Raw genomic sequence first — 16,515 nt, 5'->3', positions numbered from 1 at the left:
ACTCAGTTTCCTCGCTGACGATATCAAGCGTCCGCATCACTGGTTGTTTGAAATATTCGTGGAGCAGGCGCTTATCCTTAATGGCGATGTCAGTATCAGCGATGCTCCTGTGGTGCTGCGAGGGGGGTCTCGCCTCGTTTCGCGCTGTGGTCGATATCACTTTAAAAGCTTGCAGGCCTGTAAATGAATAGCGTTATAGTTATATTTAGTTCACTTTCTATTCACCCTTTTGAGGGGCTTTCATTGATTTCCTTTCAGAGTACGATAACGATTCGTAGCCTGATTTTTGCTCTTGCCCATGCCGTAGTTCTTATTGGAAGCGTTTTACTATTCACTGTTCTAGGCAAGGAGTAATCATGGGCACTCATCGAGCATTTGCAAAGCTGACACGGTCAGCCACAGCACTGTTGGCTGCGGCTGGTGTCGCTCTGGCGGCGGCTCCTATCGCGGCCGCTGCACCGGCTGCGGCAACAGGTAATAATCAGGTCCTGTCCTGGACCGAAATGGGCGAGTGGGGGCCAAAGGCAAATGATTTCCCCACCGTCATGGTCAATCAGGGGATGACGGAGAACATCAGCCCAGAGGGCACAAATGTGCAGTGTGTTCCCGCTCCTGGTGAGAATCCAGTGGTCATGATCCACGGAATGAACTCGAACTCGTACCAGACCTATGCCCGCATGGCACCGGAGCTAAAGGCAATGGGGAAGTGCCTGTACGCATTTAACGTTGGCAAGCTAGGCCCTGACGAGTTTTCGGTGCTGGGCTCTATTCCAACCATGCGTAACATGACCCCGTTGGATACCGCTTTGGCTGAGCTGACTGCGAAGATTGACACTCTCAAGGCGGAAACTGGTGCTACCGCCGTCGATATTGTTGGACACTCTGCCGGTGGCGCCTTGGCTGCCGCCTACGCCAAGCAGGAGCAGGGCCGGGGGATTGGCACCGTCGTTTCCCTGGCGGGCGTGCTGCATGGCACAACCCTGCTCGGCGCTTCCTACGGCTTGGAACAGCTCAACCAGTTCGACAATGCCGGTGACAAGGCTGCGGGTTTCATTGTCAGCCCGAGCCTGGTGGATCTGATGCAGCACGGCCAGTTCATGGCCAAGATCAATGAAGGCGGCTTGGAGCAGCCGGGCGTCAACTACGTTGCGATCTCGACTCAGGTTGATGAAGCCGTCACGCCAATGGCTGCAAGCCAGTGGAACGCACCGACTTCCAACAACATCCTCCTACAGGATGGTTGCTCTGCGGACCTGTCGGGCCATATTGGGCTGACTTTCTCGCCGCGAGCAATCGCGCTGGTAGCGAATGCGCTTGGACGTAATGTTGAGGTTCCGTGCGTGCCGGTAACCGCCGTTTTTGAAGGCGGCATCAACGACAACGCTAATGTTCGCCCAGAACACGTCAATGCCGTCTCTGACGGAATCACGGAAATCGACGGACGCATCGCTCAGGCTGCCGGGTCGCGGTAGCGATAGTCGCGAGCAGTAGCTCTTGATAAAAGGCGCGAGCCGACAGCGAAATCAGCTAGTCGGATTGCGCCTTTTTCGCCATCAAATCCAGGGCAATGGCGGCACCAATGATCGACGCGCGCAATTGTGGTGGCAAATCATCCTTGAGCTGCAGCACATAGCGTTCATTGCCGGATAGGAGATTCGCAAACCCCGACCACTTGCGTGACATCTGTGCGACTCTGACGTCGTTGATCATAAAAGTGGCGTCGTAATGCCAGACGTCGCCGTCGACCTCGCAATTGGCAAAACCGGGGATGGAAATCTCCAGCCGCCGCTTAAAGAACGCAAACTTCTGCTGAATAGTGGCCAGAAGGTGCGATGACTCTGCTCCACCTTGCTGCTTGCCTTCGGTATCAGTCGCATGCGGGTCGGGGTAGTAGACCTCGTAACGGTCAAGGGCAAGATCGGTCGGATCGGTAATAACGAATACCGGAGTGCCGTCTGGCTCGGAAACTGTCAGGCGACGAGAGCCCATAAACATGCGGCTCAGCGTGCCACCGGTAGTTTCGATCTTTCCGATGCAATTGCCCTCGGTATCCAGGATGTCGAAATCATCCGCCATGAAGTTTCGAATCTGCTGGATAACGATGCTGTTGTGCGAGAGCAATCCCTGATAGCGCCCTTGCTGTGGCGGAAGCTGCTGCGGTGCGGGAGGCTGCTCGGGCGCGGAAAGTTGCTCAGGCGCGGCAGGCTGTGTGGCCGCGGAAGGTTGCTCCGGTGCGGGAGGCTGCTGCCCGGAAGCATCTTCCTGATCGTGCTGTGGAATCTGATCCCACAGCGACTTTGGGTTATCCCAATATGAAGTCATGGCAACAGCCGTCCTTTGGTGGTGCTAAAAGCTGAGTGGCTTAGAAGTTCTCTACGAGTGCCTTGTTGAAAGCCTCAAGGTCGGCCGGGGTGCGGGAGGAAATCAGGTTGCCGTCAACGACAACTTCCTCATCGACCCAGTTGGCTCCAGCGTTAATCAGGTCAGTCTTGACGCTGATGTAGGAGGTAATAGTGCGGCCCTTCAGCACATCCGCATCGGTGAGAATCCAACCGCCGTGGCAAATCACGCCGATTGGCTTGTTGGCTGCGGCGAATCCCTTCACCAAAGCCACGGCATCCTTATCGATGCGAATCTGGTCGGCATTCACGGTGCCGCCCGGCAGAATCAGGGCATCGTAATCATCAGCAGAAACGCTGCTGGTCAGCTTATCGACGTCCACCTTCGTGCCGTTCTTGCCCTCAATGGAGCCTTCCTCCGTGGAGATAACGTGCACGGTCGCACCGGCATTCTTCACGGCCTCAGCCGGGCTCGTCAGCTCGGAGTCCTCAAATCCATCGGTGGCCAAAACTGCAATGGTCTTATTCGTTAAATCAGGCATAGCCCCGAGGGTAACGACGTGATCGCGTTTATGCATCCGCCCGAGTATTGTTTTGCGTGCAATATTGAAAAATACTTTAACGGAGGGCGGAAAATGCCTCATTATGAAGTTCTTCAGGTGGTTCTGAAGGAAAAGTTCATCGGTACCGGCTCAGCTAATCTGACAGAGCTTGAGAGGGTAATCAACGACAAGGCTTCGCAGGGGTTTCGGCTGCACACGATTACTACTGCCTCTTCGGGCAGTAAGGGGCTGATGGGCGGGGACCGCATCCAGGCGACCACTCTCTTCGAGAGTATCGCGTAGTTCGCATTTGTCGCTGCGTTCCTGCTGGCGGATGGGGCGCAACTCCGAAAAAGTTACCCAAATATGAAGAAATTATCCGCCATTATGAAAAGGCGCTTGCGCTTGCACCTGCGCAAGCGATATTCTGAAGTCCCGTGGTTACGAAATACATCATCGTTACGGGAGGCGTAGCCTCCTCCCTCGGCAAAGGCTTAACCGCGGCTTCGCTCGGCCGCCTGCTTACCTCGCGTGGTCTGAAAGTGACTATGCAGAAGCTCGATCCCTACCTCAACGTGGATCCGGGCACCATGAACCCCTTCCAGCACGGCGAGGTCTTCGTCACTGAAGATGGCGCAGAAACTGACCTGGACCTCGGTCACTACGAGCGCTTCCTCGATCGCAACCTCTCCGCCGGCGGTAACGTCACCACCGGCAAGGTCTATTCCTCGGTCATCGCCAAGGAGCGCCGCGGCGAATTCCTCGGCCAGACCGTGCAGGTCATCCCGCACATCACCGACGAGATCAAATCCCGCATCGTCGCTATGGGCAATGCCGACGCAAACGGCGAAAAGCCCGACGTGGTCATCACCGAAATCGGCGGCACCGTCGGCGATATCGAATCGCAGCCCTTCCTGGAGGCCGCGCGGCAAGTGCGTCACGACGTCGGCCGCGAGAACGTCTTCTACCTGCACGTGTCACTGGTTCCGTACCTCGGCCCCTCCAAGGAATTGAAGACCAAGCCCACCCAGCACTCGGTGGCCGAACTTCGCTCGATTGGCCTGGTTCCCGATGCCGTCGTTTTGCGATGCGACCGCGACGTTCCCGATTCCCTCAAAAACAAGATTGCGCTGATGTGCGACATCGACCGCGAGGGCGTGGTGTCCTGCCCGGATGCGCCGAGCATCTACGACATCCCGAAGGTTCTCTACGACGAGCACCTGGACACCTTCATCATCCGCCGCCTGAACCTGCCGTTCCGCGACATGGATTGGGCCGTGTGGGGAGACCTGCTCGAACGCGTCCACAACCCGAAGGGCGAGGTCACGGTGGCGCTCGTCGGCAAGTACATCGACCTGCCGGACGCCTACCTGTCCGTCGCGGAAGCTGTGCGTGCCGCAGGTTTCGCCCACCGCGTGAAGGCGAACATCCGCTGGGTTGCCTCCGATGACTGCGAAACCCCTGAGGGACTGAAGAAAAATATGGCCGGCGTTGACGCGATTGTCATCCCTGGCGGCTTCGGCGGGCGCGGCATCGAAGGCAAGATCGCGACCATCCGCTACGCCAAGGAAACCGGTACGCCACTTTTGGGAATCTGCCTGGGAATGCAGTGTGTTGTCATCGAGGCGGCGCGTACCGCAGGCGTCGAAGGTGCGTCTTCGACCGAGTTCGATGAGAACGCGGCCGAGCCGGTCATCGCCACTATGGAGGAACAGCTGCAGGCCGTCTCCGGTGAGGCTGACCTGGGCGGATCCATGCGCTTGGGTTCCTACCCGGCGAAGCTTGCCGAAGACTCCGTCGTCGCCGGCCTCTACGGCACCACCGATGTCACTGAGCGCCACCGCCACCGTTACGAGGTCAACAACGCCTACCGCGCCCAGCTCAAAGAGGCAGGCCTGGTCATCTCGGGCACCTCGCCGGACGCCAAACTCGTCGAATTCGTCGAATACCCCACGGACGTGCACCCATACCTCGTGGCCACGCAGGCGCACCCGGAGCTGAAGTCACGCCCCACCAGCGCCCATCCGCTTTTCGACGGCCTCATCGCCGCAGCCCTCAAGCGCGCTTAGCTTAGCTCCGCGAGGGCGAATCCGGCCTACCTATTAGAGTGAAGCTCATGGCGCACCAATTTGACGTTGTTGATTCCGAGATTGTTCTCGAGGCACCTATCATCGCGGTCCGCCGCGACCAGGTGCGAATGCCAGGCGGGAATGTGTCCGCCCGCGAGATCGTGGAGCATTTCGGCGCTGTCGCAGTCGTTGCCACAGATGAGGATAACCGCCTCTACCTGCTGAATCAGTGGCGGCAGGCAGCGGGGCAGCGCTTGGTGGAGTTGCCGGCCGGACTTCTCGATGTCGCGGACGAGGACCCACTGGAGGCCGCCAAGCGTGAGCTGGTCGAGGAAGCCGGACTGGAGGCCGAGTCCTGGTCCCTGCTTACCGATATGTTCAGCTCGCCCGGGTTCGCAGAGGAAGCGGTCCGGATCTATCTGGCCAGGGGGCTCCGTGCCGTCGATAAGCCGGAAGCCCACGATGAGGAAGCGGACATGACTGCGTCGTGGATTGCGGTCGACGATGCGGTGGCGATGGCGCTGCGCGGAGAGATCCTCAACGGCATCGCGCTGTCCGGTATTTTGCTGGCGGCGGAGGTGCTGCTGAGGGGTGCGACGCCGCGCTCGGTCGCGGAGCCGTTCGACATCCGACCGACGGCCCTGGCGAAGCGTCGAACAGAGCAGCTCGGCGCCGGCGCGGATCTGAAACGCATCCGATGAGTTCGATTGACGCGCTTGTCGACGCCTTCGTCACCTACCTCGCGGTGGAAAAAGGCCTGTCGGCGAATACGCTCGCCAGTTATAAGCGTGACCTGGAGAAGTACCGCACCTATCTGCGGGAGATTGGCCGCGCGGAATTGGCGCAGGTCACCGAGCAGGATGTGTCAGAGTTCCTGGCGTACCTCGCGCGGGGAGACAAGTCGGCGGGCAGGCCGGCACTGGCCCCGACCTCGGTGACGCGTTCGCTGTCCGCAGTGCGGAGCTTCCATAAGTTCGCGGTGGGTGAGGGCGCGTTGGATGTGGATGTCGCCAAGCGGGTGTCGCCGCCGAAGCAGCCCTCGCGGTATCCGAAGGCACTCAGCATTGATGAGGTCACCCGGCTTATCGAGTCCATCCCCGACGATGAGACCGCCGACGTGACGGATTTGCGCAACCGTGCACTGGTGGAGTTTCTGTACTCGACAGGAGCTCGCGTCTCCGAGGTCACCGGCCTGGATATCGATGACGTGGACCGCGAAACCAACCTCGTGCTGCTGCGCGGCAAGGGCGGCAAGGAGCGCATCGTGCCCGTGGGATTGCCGGCTATGGCGGCGCTGGATGCGTGGCTGACACGCGGGCGGCCAAGCTGGGTGCGGGCGAACTCCGGGCCGGCACTGTTTATTAACTCGCTGGGGCGCAGGCTGTCTCGGCAGTCGGCGGGAAATACACTGACGGAGCTAGGCGAGCGCGCCGGGCTGAGCGTGAAAATCTCCCCGCACACCCTGCGCCACAGTTTCGGCACACACCTCATTGAGGGCGGTGCCGATGTGCGCGTGGTCCAGGAGCTGCTTGGGCACGCCTCGGTGACGACGACTCAGATTTACACCATGATTACCGCGGAGAATATGCGACGAGTCTGGGCGGGGGCTCACCCACGGGCTGAATACTCGCGGTAATATGTGGCGGTAATATATCGCGCAGTAGAATTGATGAGAAATCTTCAAGGAAGAGGGATTGACTGTGGCTGAAGAAGGGTTGTTTGAGGCCGATCGAGTTGAACTCGGTCTCACCGGTCGTCCGGCACGTGAGCTGCCGGAACCCGCACCCCTGAACAGTCACGGCCCCGCAGTCATCCTGGCAATGTGTAACCAGAAGGGCGGCGTGGGTAAGACCACCTCGACCATTAACCTGGGTGCGGCGCTGGCAGAGTTCGGTCGTAAAGTCCTGCTCGTTGACTTAGACCCACAAGGCGCACTATCCGCCGGTCTTGGTGTCCCGCATGAGGAGCTCGACCTGACCGTCTACAACCTCATCGTCGATGACACCACCGACGTTCGCGATGCCATCCACCACACCAAGGTCTCCGGCCTGGACCTCGTTCCGGCCAACATCGACCTGTCGGCTGCGGAGATTCAGCTTGTCAACGAAGTCGGCCGCGAGCAGGCCCTCGGACGCGCGCTGCGCCCAGTGATGAATGACTACGACTTCATCATCATTGACTGCCAGCCGTCGCTAGGCCTGTTGACTGTCAATGCGCTGACCATCTCCGAGGGCGTCATCATCCCAATGGTGGCGGAGTACTTCTCCCTGCGCGGTCTGGCACTACTCACCGACACGGTGGCCAAGGTCCGCGACCGCCTGAACTTCAACCTGGAAGTCTCGGGCATTTTGGTCACCATGTTTGACCGCCGGACCCGCCACGCCAAAGAAGTCATGGAACGCCTCATCGAGGTCTTCGGTGACAAGGTCTTCGACACGGTCATCACCCGTACCGTCCGCTTCCCGGAAACCTCCGTCGCCGGCGAGCCCATCACCACCTGGGCACCGAACACCCCAGCTGCGGCACAGTACCGCAACCTGGCCCGCGAGGTCATCGAGCGCAAAGGCCGCAAATAATAGGTGACTTCCCCGGATAGTTACACTCCCGAACCGTCGTCAAGCGAGGGCGTGCAGGAAGAGATCACCGGCTTCCGCGTCGCGCTCGCGAACTTCAACGGGCCTTTCGACCTGCTGCTGCAGCTCATCAGCAGCAAAAAGATGGACGTCACCGAGGTCGCGCTGGCGGCGGTGACGGACGAGTTCATCTCGTACACGCGCAGCCTCGACGCAGTCAGCGATCTCGACGAAATCACCGAATTCCTCGTCGTGGCAGCGACGCTGCTCGACCTCAAGACCGCACGACTTCTGCCGCGTGGCGACGTCGACAGCGAAGAAGACCTCGAACTGCTAGAAGCACGCGACCTGCTGTTCGCCCGACTGCTGCAATACCAGGCGTATGGCAAGGTAGCCGACCAATTCGAGGAGTGGCAGAAGACCGCGCCGCGGCGCTATCCGCGAGCTGTGGGGCCGGACAAGCAGTTCGAGGAGCTGCTGCCGCCCGTGCGCCTGGGCATGACGCTCGGGGAGTTTGCCGAGTTTGCGGCCGTCGTGATGCGGCCGAAGCCGCCGGAGGAAGTCGGCGTCGGGCACATCCACGGTGTGCCCGTGTCCGTGCCGGAGCAGGCGGGCAAAATTCTGGACTCGCTGCGGCTGGCCGGCGAGGGGACCTGGTTGACGTTTACGCAGCTGACCTCGGAGTGCCGCGTGTCCATGGAGGTTGTCGGGCGGTTCCTGGCGCTGCTGGAGCTCTACCGAGCCAAGGCGATCGGTGTGGAGCAGGAGGAGGCGCTGGAGGAAATCCACGTGGCCTGGACCGGACTGGACGTGGACCCGGCCGTCGTGGCGGCGGCGAACTGGGAGTAGGTGGCTGGGCTGCGTTGGGGCTGGGCTGCGTTGGGGCTGGGCTGTTGGGACTTGGCTGTTGGGCGTGGGCTTGGTCGGGCGTGGGCTTGGTTGGGCTGGCGCTAACAGCTGATTAGCGCCCGGCCAATTAGCGCCCGGCGCGGGAGGTTGCGTAATCTGACGCGCATGAGCGAAACCAGTTCCGCACCATCCGAGCAGGCCGTGGAGCCCGTGTCTGCTTCTTCGGCGCAATTGCCGCCCATTGACCCGTTGCGAGCAGGCGTGGAGTCGATTCTGCTGGTAGTCGATACGCCGGTGGCGGCGGAGGATATGGCGCGGGCGCTGGATGTTTCCGCAAGTGATGTCCGTGACGTGCTTCGCGAGATTGAGTACGAACACCGTGCACGTCGCAGCGGCATTGAGCTGCGTGAAACGGATGAGGGCTGGCGGTTTTACACAGCTCCCGCGCACGCCAGCGCGGTCGAGCGATTCTTGCTGGATGGCTCGCAGTCGAAGCTCTCACGTGCAGCTATGGAGACGCTGGCAGTAGTGGCTTACCGACAGCCGGCCACGCGTGCGCAGGTCTCCGGTGTGCGTGGTGTCAATGTTGATGGCGTGATGCGCACGCTGGTCGCGCGCGGTCTGATTGCGGAGTCCGGAGAGGACCCGGCAACCGGTGCGCATTTGTACGTTACGACGACGCTGTTCCTGGAGCTTTTGGGGATTGATTCGCTGGACCAGCTGCCTGATTTGGCTCCGCTGCTGCCTGAGGTCGACTTGATCGACGAGCCGTTGGACTAGGCGGGGTTCACTCTATTGAACGACCCACTTCACGGTTTTCGATTCGCCTGACGGTCATCGATCCACTTCACGACACGGGTGTCACCTCATGCCACCTCCACAGCTGCCACGAGGTGACATAGGTGTCGTGAAGTCGCATTTTGGGGCTGCGGTTGCCGCTCACGACGGCTCACTGCGAGCCTTTGCACCCACCACACCCACACCGCACACCACACCCACCACACACACCACACGCATTGTGGATAACTCCCGAAAACTGCAAACTATCCACAGTCGATGCCAAATCGATGCCTCCTGAGTCTCCGTGTGAGCCCAAAAATGAGAACGTAGCACTCGCAAGCACTCGCAAACACTCACAAACCCACAAACACTCACATCGCCACCCACCAACCAGCAGTTGCCTGGACCTCAGGAGCGCAATCCGATGCCGCAGTGGATCTACGACGCCGACGACATCATCCGTACCGGCCAGCAGCGCGAATGCGCCCGCCCCAGCACATTCGCAATTTCCCGAATCGGCCAGCACTCCGACCGAGATCTCCTCCGGCGGGCCAAAAGCGGCAGCCTCCTGTGGCTCGCATACGGCGCGTACGTGCCTGTCGACAGGTGGCTCACCCTAAACAGCACCGAACGTTACATCCTGGAAATCAAAGCGCTCGTCCATCGCGGCACCACCACCGTAGTCACCCGCGATGCCGCCGCTGCTCTCCACGGTTTACCTCTACTCACGCACAACACTCCCATCGCAATCGCCAACTCCGGCCGCACGCGCGGGCAATCGCGAAGCACACCGAATGGCCCGTACCAGCCGCACAAACGCCTCATCCGCGTCTCCGGCCGGATTCTCCCCGAGGACATCGTAGAAGTCGATGGCCGCCTCGTCACCGATGTCCCAAAGTCCGTCATCGACGTCTGCCGTTCCCGCACCCCGCACAATGCGCTAGTGCTTGCCGACGCCGCCCTCCAGCGCCACACCGACACCGAGGAACTGTCGGCTACGCTGGCTGCATATCCTCGCGCTCCGGGAAATGCGCAGGCCAGGAGATTGTTGGGGCAAGCGACAGCGTCGTCGGAAAGCATTGGGGAATCGCTCACTAAAGAAGCAATCGTCCAGGCGGGGCTAGCTGCTGTCGACGATTCTCGGGCTCCGTTGCTTCAGCAGGTTTCCTTTCGGGATGATCGTGGCTTCATCGCACGCGTGGACTTTTACCTGCCCGAACTTGGGCTGGTCGTCGAGTTCGACGGCCGTATGAAATACACCGACGGTGGAGTCGCGGACACGCAGGTGGCAATCGCAAAGGAGCTGGAGCGCGAAAAGCGCCTGAAGAACCTCGGGTTGAATGTCATCCGGATCGTCTGGTCACAGCTTTTCGACGGCTCCGCCGTAGCCACCTTGCGGCAAGCAGCCGCGGAAATCCGGCGTCACCTAGCAAATGGTGGTAGTTGCTATCGCGGTAACTACGCCTTCGCGCGGCAGCCCATCACGATCACAGGTAAGGCGGCCGAGTTGGCCATGCGTCGCCGACGGGTGTGGAGCAAAGCGGGGCGGCTGTACTAGGCGGCGTCGGCACCGCTCTCGGCCCGCTTCCACAGGCCCTAAGTCCACTTCACGACACGAGTGTCACCTCATGCCACCTCCACAGCTGCCACGAGGTGACATGGGTGTCGTAAAGTCACTGAGACTGTCTGTAATCCTTGCGAGAAGCTCCACCACCAACCCCGAAAGGCGTTCAAGTCTGGCGCTGTACAGGTATTATGCTGAGTATCATGACAGCCTCGGAAACCGCCCAGCCGCACACCCCGCAGCACTCCCAGTCGCACACCCCGCAGCACTCCCAACCACCCGCCCAACCACACACCCCGCCAACCATCGCCGACCTCGCCCAATTCGACGCCGACCACATCTGGCACCCATACGCACCCGAAGCTGATCGCAGCCGCGAAGAAGCAGGCCACCACGATGTCGCATGTCATGTTCGGCGGACTCACACACCGTCCGGCCATCGAACTGGCGGAGAAGCTCCTAAAGCTCGCAGGCCCCGGCTTCGATGCCATTTTTTACTCCGACTCGGGTTCGGTCTCCGTCGAGGTGGCGATCAAAATGGCGTTGCAGTATCAGCAGGCCAAAGGCCATCCCGAGCGCACCCGACTGGCCACGTGGCGCGGCGGCTATCACGGCGACACTCGCGCACCCATGACTGTCTGCGACCCCCAGGGCGGCATGCATTCGCTGTGGACGGGGCAGTGGACTCCGCAGGTCTTCGCCGACAAACCGCCCGCCCGCGGCGCAACCGAAGAGGAACGCGCACGCTATCTCGCGCACTTCGATTCGCTTATCGACGACTCCGTCGCCGGCATCATCATTGAGCCGGTAGTCCAAGGCGCTGGTGGCATGCGGTTCCATGACCACGAGCTGCTTGTGGGGCTCCGGAAGCTGTGTGACAAGCACGGCATTCTCCTTATTGCGGATGAGATCGCCACCGGCTTCGGCCGAGCTGGCGACCTGTTCACGACGCAGGCGGCCGGGATTGTGCCGGATATTATGTGTGTCGGCAAGGCGCTGACCGGCGGCTTTATGAGCTTCGCAGCCACCCTCGCCACCGCCGACGTGGCTCGCAACATTTCCAGTGGCGCAGGCGGAGGCATCATGCACGGCCCGACCTTCATGGGCAACCCGTTGGCCTGTGCCGTGGCCTGCGCGCAGCTCGACCTGATTGCAGAGGGGCAGTGGCGTGAGGATGTCCCGCGCATCGAGTCCCGACTTCGCAACCAGCTCCAGCCCCTAGCCAGCAGCGATGCTGTGGCCGACGTGCGTGTCCTTGGCGCAATCGGTGTCGTGGAGATGCAGCGTCCAGTGGACATGGGCCTGGCCACCGCAGCGGCCGTCGATGCCGGGGTGTGGCTGCGGCCATTCGGCAAATTGGTGTACACCATGCCGCCGTACATCAGCACCAATGACGAGGTCGACCGTATCTGCGAGGCCATCGCCGCCATCGTCGCCGCCGAGGAAGAACGCAAGTAGCGCAACCAAAAGGAGCACCAACCACCATGAGCATCGTCCTTGTCACCGGCACCGGTACCGATATTGGAAAGACCATCGGCACGGCAGCCCTGGCGGCGGCACTACGCGAAGAGGGCAGGCAGGTGCACGTCGTCAAGCCGATTCAGACCGGTTTCCCGGGCCCAAATGGCGGCGATTTGGACACTGTCGCAGAGCTGACGGGGATCGATAACCTGCATGGTTTCGAGCGTTACCCCGAGCCGATGGCGCCGTTGGCGGCGGCGCAGCGCGCGGGAATGCGCCTGCCGAACGCCACGGAGATCGCGGAGAAGATCAAGCTTATCGACGGGCCGAACCGCGTTGTCCTCGTGGAGGGCGCGGGCGGACTGCTGGTGCGACTCGGCGAGGATTGGGCGCTGCCGGAGCTGGCGGGGTTGTTGCCGGGTAGTCAGATGGTGGTCGTGACGCGGTTGGACCTGGGTTGCCTGAACGAGGCGGAGCTCACCGTCGAGGTGGCGCGGGGCCGTGGAGTCAATGTCACGGCGCTGGTCGGAGGTTCATTGCCGGCGGAGATCGACCCGATCATCGAGACCAACCTGGAAGAATTGCCGCGCATCACCGGGGTGCCGCTGCTGGGGTCGGTGCAGGCCGGAGCGGGCAGGTTGGAGCGGCAGGAGTTTGTGGCGAAAGCTACGCAGTGGCTGCCGGGCGTGCGAGAGTGGGCCGCAGCGCTGTAAAAGGCGCTGTAGGTGGAGGCCGCGCGCGACGTCGTTAAGCTGGCGTTTTGCGAAAAACGTGCTAAGGTGGCTAGACGACAAGGCGCGAGGCTTTCTCTGTAATTCTCTTTATTAACCTGCTTCCACCGGCCATTTTGGGCCCACGGGGGAGAGAACAGCGTCGCCTGGCGCTGACGTTCTAACAAACAGAACATTCTCCAACGCTTGAAAAGGATGTAGGTCAAGTGGCTAAACCCGCTCGCCGAGAAGGCACACCGGCACACAAGAACCGTAAGAATCAATCCAACCGCGGCTCCACTAACGCCCAGCGCAACCGCAGCCGTCGCGACAGCGGCGCGAAGGTGGAGACCTCCAACGTCCACGCGAAGGACATCTACGTATCCAACGCCCGCCCGGCGCGCCACCAGCACGTGGACTCCGACCGCCGCGGCTCGGGCAAGCGCGTGCACAGCGAAGCAGGTGAAGGCGTACGTCTGCAGAAGGTGCTTGCACAGGCAGGCGTGGCGTCGCGTCGTATGGCGGAAAAGCTTATCGACGAAGGCCGCGTCGAGGTCGATGGCAAGATTGTGACGCGGCAGGGCGTGCGGGTGGACCCGAACACGTCTGTGATTCGCGTCGATGGTTCCCGCGTCATCGTCAATGAGGACATGCAGTACTTCGTCCTGAACAAGCCGCGTGGCGTGCAGTCGACCATGCACGATGACATGGGCCGCCCGTGTGTGGGCGACATCATCGGTGAGAAGATCAGCGCTGGTCAGCGACTCTTCCACGTGGGTCGCCTGGATGCGCCCACCGAGGGCCTGCTGCTGCTCACCAACGATGGTGAGCTGGCCAACCGTCTGATGCACCCGAGCTACGAGGTCACCAAGACCTACATGGCCACCGTCGTCGGCGAGGTCGACGCCAAGGTCATGCGTGAGCTGGAAAAGGGCATTGAGCTTGATGACGGCATCGCTAAGGCGGACATGGCACAGATCATCGATGTCTGGCAGGGTCGCTCTATCGTCCGCATCGAGCTGCACGAGGGCCGCAAGCACATCGTCCGCCGGATGCTCAAGACTGCGGGCTTCCCGGTCGAGCGTCTGGTGCGCACTAAGATTCACACTGTCCAGCTGGGCGAGCAGACCCCGGGCGCTCTCCGCGCACTCAACCGCGCTGAGCTGACCTCCCTCTACAACGCGGTGGGGCTGTAAATGGCACTAGTGAAGAAGAACGAAGAGAACCAAGGAGCTGAAGGAGCCCACATGAGCGAGCAGAACACTGACGACATGCTGTTGGTTGCCATTGATGGCCCTTCCGGCACTGGCAAGTCGACTGTCTCTCGGATGGTCGCAACCGAGCTGGGTGCAAAGTACTTGGACACCGGCGCTATGTACCGCGTGGCCACCCTGTGGGTGCTGCGCCAGGGTATCGACCCGACTGATGAGGAAGCCGTGGCCAAGGCGACGGCCGCCCTACCGCTGGAAGTCTCCGATGACCCGAACTCCACTGCGGTCCTCCTCGACGGCGAGGATGTTTCCGGCGAGATTCGCGGCCCGGAGGTCACCCGCAACGTGTCGGCGGTCTCCGCGATTCCGGCCGTGCGCACCAACCTGGTCGCACTCCAGCGTTCGCTGGCCGCATCGGCTGTGCGCTGTGTGGTGGAAGGTCGCGACATCGGCACGGTCGTTCTCCCGGACGTCCCGGCGAAGATTTTCATGACCGCCTCCGCAGAGGTCCGTGCTCGCCGCCGCTACGACCAGGACATCGCCGCTGGTCGTGAGGCCGACTTCGACACCGTGCTTGCCGACGTCATCCGCCGCGATGAACTCGACAGCAACCGTGCGACCTCTCCGCTGAAGCCAGCCGAGGACGCATTCATTCTGGACACCTCTGAGATGGACATTGAAGAGGTCGTGGAAAACGTCCTCGATGTCGTTGAGGCCGGTTACCCGGGGTCCACCATGGACTGGGACGATGTCGACAACGAGGAGTTCGAGGGCTCTTACGACGATTCCGAGGACGACACCGCCGGACACCTGGTCGCAAACGTGGAGAGCGAAAACGCGCCGGGCACCGCAGGTAGCCACACCAGCGCAGATGAGTTCATCGACCGCACGATTGCCGACCACGAGACGATCATCTCCGAAGCCATCGAGCGCGCCGAAACCGGCCAGATTGACGACGATGCCGACTGGGAAGAACTGGAAAACGCCTTCGCAGCGCTTGGCGTGAGCGACGAGGAGGAAGAAGCTCTTCCGACCGTGGCCATTGTGGGACGACCGAATGTTGGTAAGTCCACCATGGTTAACAGGTTCATTGGCCGTCGTGAAGCAGTTGTCGAAGACTTCCCGGGCGTGACCCGCGACCGCATCTCCTACCTGGGTGAATGGGGCGGACGTCGCTTCTGGGTGCAGGACACCGGCGGCTGGGACCCGGATGCGAAGGGTATGCATGCGGCGATTGCTCGTCAGGCGGAGACCGCCATGGAGACCGCCGATGTGATTGTCATGGTCGTCGACACCACCGTCGGCATCACCGCCACGGAAGAGGTCATGGCCCGCCGCCTGCAGCGCGCGGAGCAGCCAGTTATTCTCGCCGCCAACAAGTTTGAGTCGGATTCGCAGCTTGGCGACGTCGCGGAGTTCTGGGCCCTCGGGCTCGGCGAGCCGCACCCAACCTCGGCCCTCCACGGTCGTGGCAATGCCGACGTGATGGACGAAGTGGTGTCCTCCTTCCCGGAGGTGCCGCGTGCGAAGTCGCTGCCGACCGGGCCGCGTCGTGTGGCGCTGGTGGGCAAGCCGAATGTGGGCAAGTCTTCGCTGCTGAACAAGCTCTCCGGTGAAGATCGCGCAGTGGTCAGCGACGTGGCCGGTACCACGGTTGACCCGGTGGACTCCCTGGTGCAGATGGACGAGGCGCTCTGGCGTTTTGTGGATACCGCTGGTATCCGCAAGAAGACCAAGACCGCCAAGGGCCACGAGTTCTACGCCTCGCTGCGTACCCGTTCGACGATTGACAACGCCGAGGTCGTGATTTTCCTGGTCGATGCCTCCGAGCAGATTACCGAGCAGGACCAGCGCGTGCTGCGCATGATTCTCGACTCCGGCCGCGCACTTGTGGTCGCCTACAACAAGTGGGACCTCATGGATGAGGACCGTCGCGATCTGCTCGAGCGCGAAATTGAAGAGCAGCTGGCACACGTGCCGTGGGCTCGTCGGGTGAACATCTCCGCCAAGACTGGTCGCGCTGTGCAGAAGCTGGAGCCGGCCATGCTGGAGGCCGTGGAGTCGTGGGATAAGCGTATCTCCACTGGTCGCCTGAACACTTGGTTGCGTGCGATCATGCAGCAGAACCCGCCACCGCTGCGTGGTGGCCGCCAGCCGCGCGTGCTGTTTGCCACCCAGGCATCCTCGCGCCCGCCGGTAATTGTGCTGTTCACCACCGGGTTCCTGGAGCACGGCTACCGTCGCTTCTTGGAGCGCAAGCTGCGTGAAGAATTCGGTTTTGAGGGCTCGCCGGTGCGCATCGCGGTGCGTGTCCGCGAGAAGAAGAAGCGCCGCTAGGAAGCTCCGCCAGTTGCGCGTGGCGAGCTGAGAAAAGCCCAAAATGTGATTTAGGCGATTGCATTTTGGGCTTTTCGTTG

At 61.4% G+C, this 16,515-nt stretch carries 14 protein-coding genes and 1 pseudogene; 13 read left to right on the top strand and 2 right to left on the bottom strand.

Annotated features, from left to right (window positions below; translation table 11 throughout):
• The first annotated feature begins 356 nt into the window (after positions 1–356).
• A complete protein-coding gene (locus HMPREF2681_RS04305; RefSeq protein WP_070546185.1) occupies positions 357–1,472 on the top strand; it encodes a lipase family alpha/beta hydrolase in 1,116 nt (371 codons plus the stop codon).
• A 55-nt stretch (positions 1,473–1,527) separates the two neighbouring features.
• Here HMPREF2681_RS04305 and HMPREF2681_RS04300 read toward each other — a convergent pair whose 3' ends face one another.
• Together HMPREF2681_RS04300 and HMPREF2681_RS04295 are read right to left on the bottom strand one after the other, a co-directional pair.
• Complete coding sequence (locus HMPREF2681_RS04300) at positions 1,528–2,322, bottom strand: LURP-one-related/scramblase family protein (protein WP_049170437.1); 795 nt, start codon at positions 2,320–2,322, stop codon at positions 1,528–1,530.
• A gap of 40 nt (positions 2,323–2,362) precedes the next feature.
• Entirely contained in the window at positions 2,363–2,881 is a 519-nt protein-coding gene (locus HMPREF2681_RS04295; protein ID WP_049170438.1) for a type 1 glutamine amidotransferase domain-containing protein, read from the bottom strand.
• Positions 2,882–2,899: 18 nt separating this feature from the next.
• Here HMPREF2681_RS04295 and HMPREF2681_RS04290 point away from each other — a divergent pair, with 18 nt between their 5' ends.
• The 12 genes and pseudogenes from HMPREF2681_RS04290 to der all read left to right on the top strand — a co-directional run bounded on the left by HMPREF2681_RS04290 (position 2,900) and on the right by der (position 16,435).
• Entirely contained in the window at positions 2,900–3,184 is a 285-nt protein-coding gene (locus tag HMPREF2681_RS04290) for a DUF4177 domain-containing protein (protein WP_224783820.1), read from the top strand.
• Positions 3,185–3,318: 134 nt separating this feature from the next.
• The gene (locus HMPREF2681_RS04285; RefSeq protein WP_049170442.1) at positions 3,319–4,950 is read left to right on the top strand and encodes a CTP synthase; all 1,632 of its coding nucleotides are present in this window, start codon (positions 3,319–3,321) and stop codon (positions 4,948–4,950) included.
• A gap of 47 nt (positions 4,951–4,997) precedes the next feature.
• A complete protein-coding gene (locus tag HMPREF2681_RS04280) occupies positions 4,998–5,651 on the top strand; it encodes an NUDIX domain-containing protein (RefSeq protein WP_070546184.1) in 654 nt (217 codons plus the stop codon).
• On the top strand, positions 5,648–6,586 hold the full coding sequence (locus tag HMPREF2681_RS04275) for a site-specific tyrosine recombinase XerD (RefSeq protein WP_070546182.1): 939 nt from the start codon (positions 5,648–5,650) through the stop codon (positions 6,584–6,586). The genes HMPREF2681_RS04280 and HMPREF2681_RS04275 overlap by 4 nt, the downstream gene beginning before the upstream one ends.
• 64 nt (positions 6,587–6,650) lie before the next feature.
• Positions 6,651–7,526, top strand: a complete 876-nt coding sequence (locus tag HMPREF2681_RS04270) for a ParA family protein (protein ID WP_049189940.1) — start codon at positions 6,651–6,653, stop codon at positions 7,524–7,526.
• Positions 7,527–7,529: 3 nt separating this feature from the next.
• Complete coding sequence (locus HMPREF2681_RS04265; RefSeq protein ID WP_172954612.1) at positions 7,530–8,372, top strand: segregation and condensation protein A; 843 nt, start codon at positions 7,530–7,532, stop codon at positions 8,370–8,372.
• A gap of 165 nt (positions 8,373–8,537) precedes the next feature.
• Positions 8,538–9,152 carry an SMC-Scp complex subunit ScpB gene (gene scpB / locus HMPREF2681_RS04260; protein WP_070546180.1) on the top strand — a complete coding sequence of 205 codons (615 nt, stop codon included), beginning with the start codon at positions 8,538–8,540 and terminating at the stop codon, positions 9,150–9,152.
• A 397-nt stretch (positions 9,153–9,549) separates the two neighbouring features.
• Complete coding sequence (locus HMPREF2681_RS04255) at positions 9,550–10,710, top strand: PDDEXK family nuclease (RefSeq protein WP_141755815.1); 1,161 nt, start codon at positions 9,550–9,552, stop codon at positions 10,708–10,710.
• A gap of 354 nt (positions 10,711–11,064) precedes the next feature.
• Positions 11,065–12,174: pseudogene (gene bioA, locus HMPREF2681_RS04250) on the top strand (adenosylmethionine--8-amino-7-oxononanoate transaminase); the annotation flags it as partial.
• A 26-nt stretch (positions 12,175–12,200) separates the two neighbouring features.
• Positions 12,201–12,890 carry a dethiobiotin synthase gene (gene bioD / locus HMPREF2681_RS04245; protein WP_070546176.1) on the top strand — a complete coding sequence of 230 codons (690 nt, stop codon included), beginning with the start codon at positions 12,201–12,203 and terminating at the stop codon, positions 12,888–12,890.
• 341 nt (positions 12,891–13,231) lie between these two features.
• On the top strand, positions 13,232–14,083 hold the full coding sequence (locus HMPREF2681_RS04240) for a pseudouridine synthase (protein ID WP_042389329.1): 852 nt from the start codon (positions 13,232–13,234) through the stop codon (positions 14,081–14,083).
• 51 nt (positions 14,084–14,134) lie between these two features.
• Positions 14,135–16,435, top strand: coding sequence for a bifunctional cytidylate kinase/GTPase Der (gene der / locus HMPREF2681_RS04235; RefSeq protein WP_049193559.1), 2,301 nt, complete (start codon positions 14,135–14,137; stop codon positions 16,433–16,435).
• The last annotated feature ends 80 nt before the right edge of the window (positions 16,436–16,515 follow it).

It is taken from the genome of Corynebacterium sp. HMSC064H12 (assembly GCF_001809925.1).
In the GTDB taxonomy this organism is placed as follows: domain Bacteria; phylum Actinomycetota; class Actinomycetes; order Mycobacteriales; family Mycobacteriaceae; genus Corynebacterium; species Corynebacterium jeikeium_D.
The sequence above is the reverse complement of the archived record's forward strand: the minus strand, read 5'-3'. Positions and strand labels throughout refer to the sequence as shown.